General features: G+C 59.2%; 8 protein-coding genes. 5 read left to right on the top strand and 3 right to left on the bottom strand.

Annotated features, from left to right (window positions below; all coding sequences use genetic code 11):
• Positions 1–96: 96 nt before the first annotated feature.
• Entirely contained in the window at positions 97–2,301 is a 2,205-nt protein-coding gene (locus WHT83_RS06755) for a CocE/NonD family hydrolase (RefSeq protein WP_406873356.1), read from the bottom strand.
• On the opposite strand from WHT83_RS06755, the gene betI reads away from it, so the two are divergent.
• Both betI and WHT83_RS06745 read left to right on the top strand, forming a co-directional pair.
• Complete coding sequence (gene betI / locus WHT83_RS06750; protein ID WP_406873355.1) at positions 2,198–2,788, top strand: transcriptional regulator BetI; 591 nt, start codon at positions 2,198–2,200, stop codon at positions 2,786–2,788. The two genes, WHT83_RS06755 and betI, sit on opposite strands and share 104 nt — an antisense overlap.
• A 463-nt stretch (positions 2,789–3,251) precedes the next feature.
• On the top strand, positions 3,252–4,598 hold the full coding sequence (locus WHT83_RS06745; RefSeq protein WP_154385834.1) for a site-specific integrase: 1,347 nt from the start codon (positions 3,252–3,254) through the stop codon (positions 4,596–4,598).
• Between the two features lie 721 nt (positions 4,599–5,319).
• Here the strand turns inward: WHT83_RS06745 and WHT83_RS06740 are convergent.
• Positions 5,320–7,269: an acetoacetate--CoA ligase gene (locus tag WHT83_RS06740; RefSeq protein ID WP_154385833.1), complete on the bottom strand. Its 1,950-nt coding sequence runs from the start codon at positions 7,267–7,269 to the stop codon at positions 5,320–5,322.
• 115 nt (positions 7,270–7,384) lie between these two features.
• Positions 7,385–7,996: an SDR family NAD(P)-dependent oxidoreductase gene (locus WHT83_RS06735; RefSeq protein ID WP_406873354.1), complete on the bottom strand. Its 612-nt coding sequence runs from the start codon at positions 7,994–7,996 to the stop codon at positions 7,385–7,387.
• Positions 7,997–8,095: 99 nt separating this feature from the next.
• On the opposite strand from WHT83_RS06735, the gene istA reads away from it, so the two are divergent.
• The 3 genes from istA (at position 8,096) to WHT83_RS06720 (ending at position 13,839) form a co-directional block, all read left to right on the top strand.
• A complete protein-coding gene (istA, locus tag WHT83_RS06730) occupies positions 8,096–9,622 on the top strand; it encodes an IS21 family transposase (protein WP_315929027.1) in 1,527 nt (508 codons plus the stop codon).
• A complete protein-coding gene (gene istB / locus WHT83_RS06725; protein ID WP_315929025.1) occupies positions 9,612–10,424 on the top strand; it encodes an IS21-like element helper ATPase IstB in 813 nt (270 codons plus the stop codon). The genes istA and istB overlap by 11 nt, the downstream gene beginning before the upstream one ends.
• Positions 10,425–10,491: 67 nt before the next feature.
• Positions 10,492–13,839: a DEAD/DEAH box helicase gene (locus WHT83_RS06720; protein WP_154385791.1), complete on the top strand. Its 3,348-nt coding sequence runs from the start codon at positions 10,492–10,494 to the stop codon at positions 13,837–13,839.
• Positions 13,840–13,848: the final 9 nt, after the last annotated feature.

Raw genomic sequence — 13,848 nt, 5'->3', positions numbered from 1 at the left:
CCCGCGCAAACCCGGCAAAAGGCAGAAGTGCCGCTGCCGATGAAGCTAGAAGGAAAGTTCTACGATTCACGCTCATGCTGTTCCCCCTTTTATTTGTTACATGCAGTCGCGCGGAATGACCTCGTCATATCTCCGTTCTGCAAATATCTGCCCGCGCTCATAAGCCTTGACCCAGCCGCCGATGTAAAAATTGGCGAGGTCGCAGCTGATGATGATTTCGCAATCCAGACGCGCGTTCCAATCAGGCCGCGTGAATTCTTCATGGCAGGTCACCTGTGTGACGCAGCTGGCCGGGTCATTGTCATCGATGCCATAGACCTTGCGGCGCCAGGCGGTGATTTCCGTGCCCGTTTCCTCGATGACGAACCGGCCGTCATCCGACAACACCGTCAATTCGGTTCGCTCGGTAGGCAGGTCTGTCGTGAGCGAGCGCAACTGGCGTGCCGGTTCCTTGACCGTCACCGCACCGGGCTCGGCCCAGGCAGCCTCCTCGAACCGGACAGGCACAAGGCCATCTTCGGAATTCAGAATGGGCAGGTCGAGCTGGCAAGCCTGGCAATCAATGGTCAGCGTCGTGCGCTGCGGCGATGGCCATGCCATCGGCCAATAGGACGATGAAATCGCCACCCGCAACCTATGTCCCACCGGGATCGTTTGCGCTATCGGCTTGAACGAAAGCTCGACATCCTCGAATTGACCGGGGGTCAAAGGTGCCGGGAACTCATGACTTTTCCGGTGCGTGAGATTGAGCAGGGCAAAGGTCAGGAAGGCGGAGGTGCCATCGGGCGCCACGTCGTTCAGCCTGACGCAAACCTGCGCCTGCGGCTTGTCGGCGGCAACACGCAGCTTTATTTTCGCCACTCCGGCAAGTGGCATCTCCGCACTCAGCACCTGGGTGTCAAAGCACAACGACCCGCCGTCGTCGGTCCGCTGGTCGCGCGCGCCTTCCGCGGCAATCCTGCCCTGTCCATAGGGGCACCATTCCTGCCCTTGCACGCCGGTGGTGAGTGGCGAGGAAATGGCAGGTTTCGCGCCGCCTGCATCCGGTGTTTCGCTGAGATGGCAACCGGCGTTCAACCACAATTGCTTGCGAACGATCTGTCTTGCCGGCCATTGCGGGAATCCCAGCCAACGGCCCGACCTGGCACCCATGTGCGAGTGGGGTTTCGCATAGTCCATCAGGTACAGGCGCATGTCCGGGTCGCGCTCGGCGCCGTTTTCGATGCCCTTCAGCCAGTGATCGAACCAGCGGATGCATTCCTGGAGATAGCCGATGGCTGGGTCGGGGACCCCGCCATGGGGCTCGGTATGGCCCCACGGCCCACAAAGCCCCTTCGCCGGCGCCTCGAGGTTCTCGACAAGGTTGAAGATCGCCTGCGTATAACCATCGAGGTAGCCACCGACCGCCAGCACGGCGCATTCGATCGAAGAGTAATCCTCGCAGACCGAGCCTTGCTTCCAGAAAGCATCGCGACGCTGGTGGTTCAGCCATTGGGCGGCGTGGTTCTTGTGGTCCTCGAGGCGATGTTTCCACATTTCACGCCAGCGCTCTTCGCCGACAACGGCAGGGTCCGGCGGCAGCGCCGCGTAGCTGAACAAGGCGCCGCCCCAGCCGAAATTGTCGTTGATCAGCAGGCCGCCATTGTAATGGGCGTCACAGGCATAACGGTCATCCGTCGAGCATGCGGTGACGATCGCCTTCAATTGCGGCGGCTTCCTCGCGGCGACCTGGAGGCCGCTGAATCCGCCCCAGCTGATGCCGATCATGCCGGCGACGCCCGTACACCATGGCTGGGCACAAAGATGGGCCAGGATTTCCAGTCCGTCATCCTGCTCGCGCTTGACGTATTCGTCCTCCAGCAAGCCGTCGGAATCGCCGGTTCCGGAAATATCGACGCGGGCACAGGCGTAGCCGTGGGCGGCAAAGAACAGGTGTATTTCGTCGTCGCCCTTACGCGTGCCGTCGCGGCGGCGATACGGTATGTATTCCAGGATTAGAGGGACAGGATTGTCTTCAGCACCTTCGGGGAGGAACAGCCGTGCGGCGAGCTTGCGGCCATCGGCCAAAGGAATCCAATGGGTTTCGACTGTTTTTACCCCGGAAATGACGACGGCTGGCATGTGAACTCCGGCTTTGATTAAATGAACGTATAATATATTGAATGAGCAATCAATATATAATCGGAAGGTAGCGCAAATGGCAAGGCGATCAATCAGGGCGATGCGCCGCGACGAGCTGATGGATGCGGCGATCGCAGTCATCGCTGAGGAAGGATTGGCCGGAGCGACGATGGCCAGCATTGCTGGCCGCGCCGGCATGTCAGCCGGCCTGGTCAACCACTATTTCGACAGCAAGGAAGAGCTGATGGCGCTGGCGATGCGCAATCTCTCGAACCTGTTTCGTCAGGACATCATGAGGGTGGCGCCCGCTGATCCCACGCCAGCGCAGCGGCTGCGCGCGATCGTCGACGGTTCGTTCGCACCGCAACACCTGGGTGCCCCGAAGCGAGCGGCGACATGGATGCAGTTCATGATCGCGTCCCAGACGGAACCGCGCATCAAGCATCTGTACCAACTGACGGGCGCCCGTTTCGTGTCGAACATCCGCTATGCCGTCAGACGGCTGGTTCCGCCGGAACAGGTGGACGATACGGTCCACGGTATCGCCGCGATGATCGACGGGTTTTTCTGGCAGATCGCGAGCGACTATGAGGAGGCAGATCTGGAGCGAAGCCGCAGAATCTGCTGGCGTTACATCTGCCTGCTCATTCCTGCTGTGGAGGAATGAGCGATCGGTTCGGTGAATTTCGATGCCCGGCTGCCGCTTGTTGCCCGCGACCATTCCAGCGCGTTACCGGCGCAAAGCCTGTCCTCCTCACCTGCACATGAAACTTGCTTGCTCGCTTCCGAAGCGCAGCCATGAACCCGACCCGCCTGTGCTGGAATTTGTGCCAGCAGCCAAATCGATCGATCTATTGGGGAGCAATCAGACGGAAAACCATATCTGTTTTCAATCTGTTAAATGGCGCACCCGACAGGATTCGAACCTGTGACCTCTGCCTTCGGAGGAAAATTTTACAGCTTTCATCAACGTTTCTCTTTGCACGCCGTAGCTCTCTATCACTTTGATTCTACGTATTTATTTTGACACCAGCGCCGAATTTTGTAGGCTATGACAGGTCGAGATTTTCTCCTGCCTGCTTCCGTGGCGCTTCCGCGGAAGCAGGCGGGAAGGTGCAAGAAGGCGACATATGGCCAGACTGACAAAGCGCGTTGTCGATGCCACCGAAACACGTGGTGTGGATTATTTCATCTGGGACGACGAGTTGCCCGGGTTTGGACTACGCATATTTCGGTCAGGAAAACGAAGCTACCTCGTCCAGTACCGCGCCGCCGGCCGTACCCGCCGCTATACGATTGGGATTCACGGCGTATGGACGCCCGAGACCGCCCGTCGTGAAGCTCGAATGCTTCTCGGAAGAATCGCCCAGGGCGAAAACCCATCCGAGGAACGGCGCCTCGATCACCAAGCCATCACTGTGAAGGAACTTTGTGAGCGATATCTCGAAGATGCTGACAATGGCTTGATCCTAGGCAAAGCGCGCCGACCTAAGAAGATATCTACGCTGACGATCGACAAGAGCCGGATTCGCCGTCACATCGTCCCACTTCTGGGCACCCGTCGCGTCAAGGACATCGCTTCCACCGACGTCAACCGCTTCGTCCGGGACGTCACGGCCGGACGGACCAAGGCCAATGTGAAAACGAAGGCGCGAGGTCGCGCAATTGTTCGTGGTGGAGCCGGAACAGCCGCCCGTGCACTAGGGTTGCTCGGCGGCATTTTCACATACGCAATTGAACAAGGGATTATTGAGAAGAACCCAGCCCACGGCGTCAAGAAGCAGGCCGATCGTATCAAAGATCGCCATCTGACAGAGCAGGAGTATCGCGAACTCGGAGTGATTTTGCAGAGGGCTCGAAAGAATGTCGCCTTGGGCACTTCCGTCGCAGTGATACGGTTTCTCGCCCTTACGGGATGTCGGAGAGGCGAAGTGCTGAGCCTGAAATGGGCGGAGGTGGATGAGGAAAATAGCTGCCTTCGATTTGAAGACAGCAAGGAAGGAACCTCCGTAAGGCCGGTCGGGCTGTCCGTTCTGGATTTGACTGATGGTCTTAGGACTGATGAACCGGGCACGTTCGTTTTTCCAGGAACGGCCGAGGGCAAATCGCTGGGTGGCTTTCCAAAATATTGGAAAAAGGTTCTCAAGGGGACGACGCTTGAGGGCATAACACCCCACGTGCTCCGCCACAGCTTCGCCAGCATCGCCAACGATCTTGGATTTACGGAAGCCACAGTTGCCGCGTTGCTCGGTCATTCTCGCAGCACAGTCACGAGCCGCTACATCCACACCATTGATACTGCACTGATCATGGCGGCTGACACAATCGCGGGCTACATCGATGGACTGCTGGACGGCGTGCAGTTTAAGCGAACTTCCTACGCTCTCGATCGGACGGCAAGACAGGCCGCTCTCTCACGCTTGTTTTCTGAGGTCGTGACAAACGAGACTGCCGACGTCGAAGCGCGTGCAGCGTAGCCAATAATGATTTTCTGTTGTGCAATATATAACTGCCTACCTCAAAATAATTCAAACTCGTCATCTTCTACAGATATACAACGCCTGAATTGCTGAATCGTCATAGGCAACATCCAGTTGGTGGGCGCAGAGAGCCCAGTTCCCTAAAGTCGAGATCGTAGGGGTTGCCTCTGCGCCCCCACGGGCCGATCAGACCTTGCTAGAGCACACGCAATCATCCTTACAGAGCGTCGGCCCGATCGAAGACGGCGGCGCTCCACTGAGGTAATGACTTCGACCCGCGCTCAACTCGACGTTGCCCCTGCAGCCTAATCCGATTTGAAGTTCGTTCCAATGAGCACATGATGAGCAGATCATTGGGATTGGAAGAGCACGACGTCGTAATGTCGGGCCGCCGATCTGTGTGACAGGCATCATGTGATGCGATTCCTTGATCTACCAGTGAAAGGCCAAATTCGGTGGCATGTAGGTGTCCGAGGCGAAGTACCTCAAGGTGTCGAGGACGAGAACACACTGCTTATGCGGCTTCTGGCCTTTGCCACGGGCGACCCGTTCGCATCATTGATGGCAAACCGATGACGAGGCAATCTGATTGCGCGATGCGGAGCTTTTCGCGTCCACGCCACCGATTTGCGACGAAGCCCATCGGTCAGCTCGGTGACTACGACAAATGGATTCCGTAGCCGACAACAGTCATTCGACCTCGCGCAACCGGTCTCGTCTACGTGGAGAGCGCCTCCAAACCCGTGAACAGTGCCAACGCCTCCGGATTCGACAGAGCCTCCCTATTCCTGACCGTTCGGCCATGAACGACCTCGCGGACTGCAAGCTCAACCACTTTGCCTGATCTAGTGCGGGGAATATCATTCACCGCGATAATCTTGGCAGGTACGTGACGCGGCGATGCTTGGTGACGGATGCGCGCCTTCATCTGTAGGATTAACTCGTCGTCAAGCGCTATACCGGACGCCAGGCGGACAAAGAGAATAATACGTTCGTCGCCCTGCCATTCCTGCCCGATACACAGTGCCTCAACGACCTCTTCCATGTTTTCAATCTGATTGTAGATCTCGGCCGTGCCTATGCGAACCCCGCCGGGGTTAAGCGTGGCGTCTGAACGGCCATGGATGACCATGCCTCCATGCTCCGTCCATTCAGCGAAGTCACCATGACACCAGACCTTATCGAACCGTTCGAAGTACGCCGCTCGGTACTTCGCTCCGTTGGGGTCATTCCAAAACATGATTGGCATGGACGGAAAAGCTTTGGCGCAGACAAGCTCCCCTTTCCCGTGACGTATGGGACGACCAGCGTCGTCCCATACGTCCACTGCAAGGCCCAAGCCCGCCCCCTGGATTTCGCCGCGCCACACCGGCTGAAGTGGATTACCGAGTACAAAGCAGGAAATGATGTCGGTGCCGCCAGCGATCGACGCGAGATGCACGTCCTCCTTGATACATTCATGAACGAAGCTGAAGCTGTCCGGAGATAGTGGCGACCCTGTCGAGGCGATCAGGCGTAGGCTCGCAAGATCGTGGGTCGCAGGCTTGAGCCCGCTCACGCGCAGCGCGTCGATGTACTTCGCGGAGGTGCCAAAAATGGCGAAGTGCTCGGCCTCTGCATACTCGAAAAGGACTTTTGCATCCGGCGCGAAGGGAGACCCGTCGTAGAGACAAAGCGTTGCACCTGACGCAAGGCCACTCACAAGCCAATTCCACATCATCCAGCCGCAGGTGGTGAAGTAAAAGAGCTTTTCACCAAGTTGTAGCCCGCAATGCAGTCTGTGCTCTTTCAGGTGCTGCAACAGCGTGCCGCCAGCGGAATGCACTATGCATTTTGGTACTCCGGTCGTGCCAGAGGAGAACAGGACGTAGAGCGGGTGGGAGAATGGTAAGCGCGTGAATGTCGGCGCCTCGGCGCGATATGGCGCGATGAAATCTTCGAGCGTCCGTGAGTCCGCTATCTTACGTGCCACGTCCTTTGCATCGCCTGCGTAGTGCACAATCACGGATGGAGCGCCTAGCCGCGCCGCGATTGCGGGTACTTTTTCCGACAAGTCCTGTTTCTTGCCGCCATACCAGTAGGCGTCACACGCCACAAAAAGCTTCGGGCCAATCTGGCTGAAGCGATCTAGGACTCCCTGTTCCCCGAAATCTGGTGAGCAGGATGACCATATGGCGCCTATCGATGCGGCGGCCAGCATGCACGCGACCGTTTCTGGCATGTTAGGCATCATCGCGGCTATGCAATCGCCTTCCCCGATGCCCATCGCTGTATATGCTTGCTGAAGCTGCGAAACCGCAGCGCGCAGCCGATCCCACGACCAGCGATCGGCAGCCTTATCCTCGCCACGAAAAACGATCGCGTCGGCGCTGCTTGCGCTCGCCAGCAGGTTTTCCGCGAAGTTCAACCTTGCATCTGGGAAGAACTGCGCCTCTCGCATCTCACCTACATCGACCAAGGCGCGAGCACCGCGCTCACCCTTGACGTTGCAGAAATCCCAAACCTCACTCCAGAATTCCTCTCGATTGTCAGTCGACCAAGCATGCAGGTCGGCGTAGCAGTGCATTTCCATGCCATACTTGGAGTTGCAACTCTCCATGAAGGCAGCCATTGGAGCTGCGGCAGCAGACGACGCCGAAGGCGTCCAGATCGGTTGGGTATCGTTCATGCGGGAAGCTCCGCTGTCGGTGACGCGAATGGAGTGCGACGCATGCCCCGGGGCCGGTTCGCTATTTGAAATAGAGGCGGTGGGAAGGGCGCTTTTCACCCCTTTGCAGAGGGCCTTAGCCTGCAGTCCATCCACCATCGATCAGAAGGGAGGTTCCCGTGATCATCGAGGCGGCGTCACCCGCGAGGAAAACGACAGCACCCATGATGTCCTCGATTTCGCCCGCCCGCCCCAGCTTGATCTTCGAAGTGATCCAGGCAGCCCTCTCGGGATCGCTGAACGTCGGCTCAGACAGCGGCGTGCGAATGAAGGTCGGGCAGATGGTGTTGACGCGGATGTTGTGCGGCCCGAGCTCAATCGCTGCGGATTTGGTCATGCCCTCGATTGCGTGCTTGGTGGCGGCGTAAACCGTGCGGTCGATGCCGCCGACGTGGCCCATCTGGGAGGAAATCGAGATGATCGAGCCGCCCTTCCCCGCCCGAACCATGCCGCGCGCCACGGCCTGCGTGGCGAAGTAGGCTCCGCGAAGATTCACGCCCACGACAGCGTCGAAGTCCGGCACTGTCGTGTCTACCATGGGAGCATGCCGGGCAGCGCCGGCGTTGCTGACAAAAATGTCGAACGGTCCCGCTTCGCCGATCACCGCGGCAGCGGCTGCGGGATCGTCGACGTCGAGCTGCAAAGCTCCTGCCGAAAGCCCTGCGGCAGTGAGAGTGTTGATTGCCACTGAGAACTGACCCGGCGCAGCCCAATATTTCCATTGAGAATTGACCCATGTTTGAACCCTCCCTCGCATGTTTTCAGCGGGGGCTATGGAGTGATCGACATGGCGTTATTGAGCGTGATCCGACGCTGGCATTTTCGAGAGCATCTATCGATCCGGGAGATTTGCCGCAGGACTGGCCTATCCCGGAATACCATCCGCAAGTATCTCCGTGCCGACGGCGTAGAGCCGAAGTTCAAGGTCCCGGAGCGTCCGAGCAAACTTGACCCGTTTGCGGATCGGTTATCGGCCTGGCTGAAGACGGAATCCAAGAAGGGCCGCAAGCAGAAGCGGACGATGAAGCAGTTGCATGCCGACCTTATAAGCCTCGGCTATGAGGGTTCCTATAACCGCGTGGCGGCTTTTGCTCGGGAATGGCGGGAGGATCGGCAGAGGGAGTTGCAAACTACTGGCCGCGGGACGTTTGTGCCCCTGGCGTTCGAGCCGGGCGAAGCCTTCCAGTTCGATTGGTCGGAGGACTGGGCGATCATCGGCAATGAGCGCACCAAGCTCCAGGTAGCGCATACGAAGCTGAGCTACAGCCGGGCCTTCATCGTCCGGGCCTACCTCCTGCAGACGCATGAGATGCTGTTTGACGCCCACAATCATGCATTCCGCGTCTTTGGTGGCATTCCGGGTCGCGGCATCTACGACAATATGCGCACGGCGATCGACAAGGTCGGACGTGGCAAGGAACGTGACATCAATGTCCGTTTCCAGGCGATGGCCAGCCACTATCTGTTCGAGCCGGAGTTCTGCAATCCGGCTTCTGGCTGGGAGAAGGGACAGGTCGAGAAGAACGTGCAGGACGCGCGTCACCGCCTCTGGCAGCCCACGCCGCGCTTTCCGTCGCTGGCAGCACTCAATGAATGGCTGGAGCAGCGCTGCAAGGAACTATGGGCACAGACGCCGCATGGTCAGATGCGTGGCACCATTGCCGACATCTGGGCTGAGGAGGCTCAGGCTCTGATGCCAGTTTCCCGGCTCTTCGACGGTTTTGTAGAATACACCAAGCGGGTCTCGCCCACCTGCCTCGTGCATCTGGAACGCAACCGCTACAGCGTCCCGGCTTCCTTTGCCAACCGGCCGGTGAGCCTGCGGGTCTACCCGGATCGTGTCGTTGTCGCCGCGGAAGGTCAGATCGTCTGCGAGCATCGGCGCGTCATCGATCGTTCCCATGATCGGCCGGGGCAGACTATCTACGACTGGCGACATTATCTGGCGGTCGTGCAGCGCAAGCCGGGCGCTCTTCGCAACGGCGCACCGTTCGCCGAGCTTCCCGACGCGTTCCGGACTCTGCAGCAGTATTTGCTCAAGAAGCCGGGCGGCGACCGCGAGATGGTCGATATCCTGGCGCTCGTGCTTCAGCACGATGAACAGGCCGTTCTGTCGGCGGTCGATATGGCACTGAAGTCCGGCGTTCCAACCAAGACGCATGTGCTGAACTTGCTACATCGCCTTGTCGACGGCAAATCCTTCACACCACCGACCATCGAGGCGCCTCAGGCCCTAACGCTCATCAACGAGCCCAAGGCCAATGTCGAACGATACGATGCCCTGAGAAAGACGGAGGCCCGCCATGCGTCATAATCCGGCAAGCGGCGCTATCGTCATCATGCTGCGGCAACTGAAGATGCACGGCATGGCGCAGGCAGTCGGCGAGTTGACCGAACAGGGATCGCCGGCGTTCGAGGGCGCCATTCCGATCCTGTCACAGCTTCTCAAGGCGGAGACGGCGGAACGAGAGGTGCGATCGACGGCCTATCAGCTCAAGACCGCACGCTTTCCAGCCTACCGCGATCTGAACGGCTTCGACTTCGCCAGCAGTGAGATCAACGAGGCGCTCGTGCGCCAGCTCCATCGCTGCGAGTTCCTCGACGAGGCCAACAACATCGTTCTGGTCGGCGGCCCCGGCACGGGCAAGACGCATATCGCCACGGCGATCGGCGTCCAGGCCATCGAACATCATCACAAACGGGTCCGCTTCTTCTCGACCGTGGAACTGGTCAACGCGTTGGAGCAGGAGAAAGCACAGGGACGTTCTGGCCAGATCGCCAATCGCCTTGTCCATTCCGATGTCGTCATTCTCGACGAGCTGGGATACCTGCCGTTCAGTGCGTCCGGCGGTGCGCTGCTCTTCCATCTGCTGAGCAAACTCTACGAGCGCACCAGCGTCATCATCACCACCAACCTAAGCTTCAGCGAGTGGGCCAGCGTCTTCGGCGACGCGAAGATGACCACCGCGCTGCTCGACCGGCTCACCCATCATTGCCACATCCTCGAAACCGGAAATGACAGCTTCCGCTTCAAGAACAGCTCGGCGCATGAGACCAAAAGCAAAAAGGAGAAAGGCAGGAACTTGACCCAAGCCACAGACCCGAAACATACCTAATAGGCGGGTCAATTCTCGGTGGAAATGCCGGGTCAGTTCTCAGTGGCAATCAACACCGGTGTGCCACATGATCGATATTTTCGCCGAGCAGCAGACCATCAAATTCCCCGAGCGAGTTTCATGCATCACGCGCATCGGCGGGAACGTCGTCTACAGGCTGGCTCACGGCGAACGGGAAATCTCGTGTTCGATGCTCTCATCTGCCGGAGCGCGGGGCCAGCGATTCTGGAAAGTCGACGCTCCTGGCTTGGGCGTCATCGCGGTCGTAGACACGCCGACGACTTCGCTGCTTGGCTGTGACGCCGTCCTGCGGGTGCCTAACATCAACAGTTCCGCCAACGTCGCGCTCGGTGCGGCGGGAGAGGAAGCCCGCTGGATATTGCCCAATCCACGGAAGGCACCGCCCGGTCCAGCCGTATCGGTCGTCGTGGACTCGTGGTCTCGCAAGCTGGCGTTGAAAGAAGAAGTCGTTCACACCGGGCAACGGCTGCAGCCGGGATTCCGGCCACCGCAGTTGGGCGCTATCTTCGCCGTCAAGGCGCACTGGAGCGTGTCAAAGCAGGCGGCGACCCTAGTGCTGCCGACCGGAACAGGCAAAACCGACACGATGGCTGCGCTGCTGGTGTCGGAGAAGATAGAGCGCCTCCTCGTGATCGTGCCGTCGGACGCGCTGCGCCGACAGATCGCTCTAAAATTCGCGCGACTAGACGTATTGAAGGCCGCCGGCATAGTGCCAGCGGATCTGATGCATCCGACCGTTGCCGTCCTCTCAAAGGCACTGAAATCCGCAAAAGACGTTGACGACCTCACCGACCAAGCCCAGGTCATCATCGCTACGATGAGTGTGCTGACTGCAATGTCGGCCGACTTGCGCGGCCAGCTTGCCGGGCGGGTCACGCATCTCTTTGTGGACGAGGCTCACCACATCGGCGCCAGCACCTGGCGGGACTTCAAGGCGCTGTTCACCGGCAAGATCGTGCTGCAGTTCACCGCAACGCCATTCCGGAACGACGGACGGCGGGTTGACGGGAAGTTCATATATGTCTACCCGCTCAGGCGCGCGCAAGCTGACGGACTATTCACCTCGATCAACTTCGTACCCGTCCACGCTTCGGGCAAAGAACAGGCCGACGGACTGATCGCGCGAAAGGTGGGTGAGCAGCTGAAGGCAGACGCGGCCGCTGGGTTTGCGCACCTTGCCATGGCAAGAACCAGCAATGTGGAGCGCGCGGAAGCTCTGCACGGCCTCTACGCGCGGCTTCTCCCGGAATACAATCCTGTTCTGATCCACAGTCACATGTCAGCGCCGTTGCGGGCCAAGGCCCTATCCGAGCTACGTTCCGGCGCCTCTCGTATCATCGTGTGCGTGGACATGCTGGGCGAAGGATTCGACCTGCCGGATCTCAAGATCGCCGGGCTTCACGACCGTCACCGCAGCGAAGCCGTAACCTTGCAGTTTGTCGGCAGGTTCACACGGATACGCAGCGACCTCGGCTCGGCAACCGTCATTGCCAACATCGAGGCTGGCGACGCGACTTCCTCGCTCAACGCACTCTTTGCCGAGGATTCAGACTGGAACCGCATCCTTTCGGTGATAGGGCATAACCGCACCAAACGCGAACAGAGCCGCGAGGACCTTTTTGCAGGCTTCCCTGACGCGGACGTTGCGGCCGAGACGTTTCCATTGGAGAGCATTGAACCGCGGTTCAGTACGGTCGTCTATCAGACCGACTGCATCGAGTGGACGCCGGAATCTGCCGAGACGGTTGCGAGCCAATGGTCAACGATCGTCGAGACACCGGCCCTCAACGCGGAACACAGGCTCCTGCTGTATGTCCGACGGGATGAGGAGCGCTTACGCTGGACGACCGTAAAGTCAGTCCGCAACGTGTATTATAACCTAGTGATGGCGCACTGGGATCCGGAGCTGAAGCTGCTCTTCATCCACGGATCTGATCTGGCCGACTTGCATGCCGACCTGGCAAAGGCGCTGGCCGGCCCCGGTGTGATGCGGATCACGGGTGAGGACGTATTCCGGGTACTACACGGGTTCCGGCGCCTCATGCTGACCAACCTCGGCCTCAGTGAGACCCAGCGGAAGCCGGTTCGATACTCGCAGTTCATGGGTTCGGATATAGCCGACCAGTTGGATACCCTTCCTGGCAACCGTTCGCGGAGCAAGACCAACCTCTTTGGGCTCGGCTACATCGACCTGGAGACCATTGATGATGATGGCCAGGTCATCGGCAGGCACGCGTCGAAGGAGACGATCGGCTGTTCGCGCAAAGGGAAGTTCTGGTCCTATCGGACATCCAACAGCTTCTCCGAGTGGATCGACTGGTGCCACGACCTCGGCCGGAAGCTGCTGAATACCTCGATTACCCCTGAGACCATTCTCCGCAACGTCGTTCGTCCGCAACGCCTGACCTCCCTCCCTGCCAAAAAAGTCCCCATCGGGATCGCCTGGCCGGAGGAGTTCCTCGACACGTCGGAAGAGAACCTTCAGTTGGTGCTAGAGGACAGCGAGCACCCGTTCTTCAACTGCGAGATCGAACTTGCCGGACACGACATTGGAGACGCCATCCGCTTCAACGTGCTCGGTGGGGCAAGGTCGGCCAGCTACGAACTGAAGATCGGAAGCGGTGGTGCCGTATTTACCCAGACCGAGGGGCGCACGGTAATCGTCAGGCGCGGCAGGACCCGCAAGGAGCGCCCGCTCGTCGATGTATTTCACGAAGATCCGCCTCACATTTATTTTGCCGACGGCGACGTACTCATCGCGCCGGACATCCTAGTGCTGCCGAGGGAGTCGCGTCCGGCATTCGACACCGGCAAGATCGAGTCCATCGACTGGAGCGGTGTCAACATCAAAGCTGAATCGCAGGGATCTGCCAAGAAGGCCGGAACCGTTCAGCGCCATGTGATCGAGCGCTTGCTCGCGAGCGCAACACCCTACGACATCATCTTCGACGACGATGGCACCGGCGAGGTCGCCGACGTCGTGGCCATACGACGCAGCGGCCGGACGCTGCTGATCGACCTGTTCCATTGCAAGTATTCCGCCGGGACCGCACCGGGCGCCCGCGTCGAGGACCTCTATGAGGTTTGCGGTCAGGCGCAGAAGTCCGTCCGCTGGGCGGAAAGGTTCAGAGACATGCTGAACCATCTCCGTCAGCGTGAGCTCGAGAGGGTGTCGTCTGGCCAGCCGTCGCGCTTTGAGAGAGGCACAATGGCAGTTCTACTCGGTATGATCGGGCAAAGCCACGACATGCATGCAGAGTTCGCTGTGACACTTGTCCAGCCAGGTTACTCGCGCAGGAAGGTCGCAGCAGAACATCTGGAGTTGCTGTCTGCGACAGAGGCCTATCTTATGGAGACTTGGAGAATGCCTCTCCGAGTGTGGGCGAGCGCCTGAGCCGCATAC

Origin of the sequence: Aminobacter sp. P9b (assembly GCF_045345995.1) — a bacterium.
Lineage (GTDB): Bacteria > Pseudomonadota > Alphaproteobacteria > Rhizobiales > Rhizobiaceae > Aminobacter > Aminobacter niigataensis.
The sequence above is the reverse complement of the archived record's forward strand: the minus strand, read 5'-3'. Positions and strand labels throughout refer to the sequence as shown.

Coding starts and splice junctions, on each gene's coding strand:
- istB (WP_315929025.1), top strand. CDS start 9,612: ATGCGTCATAATCCGGCAAGCGGCGCTATCGTCATCATGCTGCGGCAA.
- istA (WP_315929027.1), top strand. CDS start 8,096: ATGGCGTTATTGAGCGTGATCCGACGCTGGCATTTTCGAGAGCATCTA.
- WHT83_RS06745 (WP_154385834.1), top strand. CDS start 3,252: ATGGCCAGACTGACAAAGCGCGTTGTCGATGCCACCGAAACACGTGGT.
- WHT83_RS06740 (WP_154385833.1), bottom strand. CDS start 7,269: ATGAACGATACCCAACCGATCTGGACGCCTTCGGCGTCGTCTGCTGCC.
- betI (WP_406873355.1), top strand. CDS start 2,198: ATGGCAAGGCGATCAATCAGGGCGATGCGCCGCGACGAGCTGATGGAT.
- WHT83_RS06755 (WP_406873356.1), bottom strand. CDS start 2,301: ATGCTGGCCATCGTCGCTCCGGCCAATCCTTCCTCAGCGATGACTGCG.
- WHT83_RS06720 (WP_154385791.1), top strand. CDS start 10,492: ATGATCGATATTTTCGCCGAGCAGCAGACCATCAAATTCCCCGAGCGA.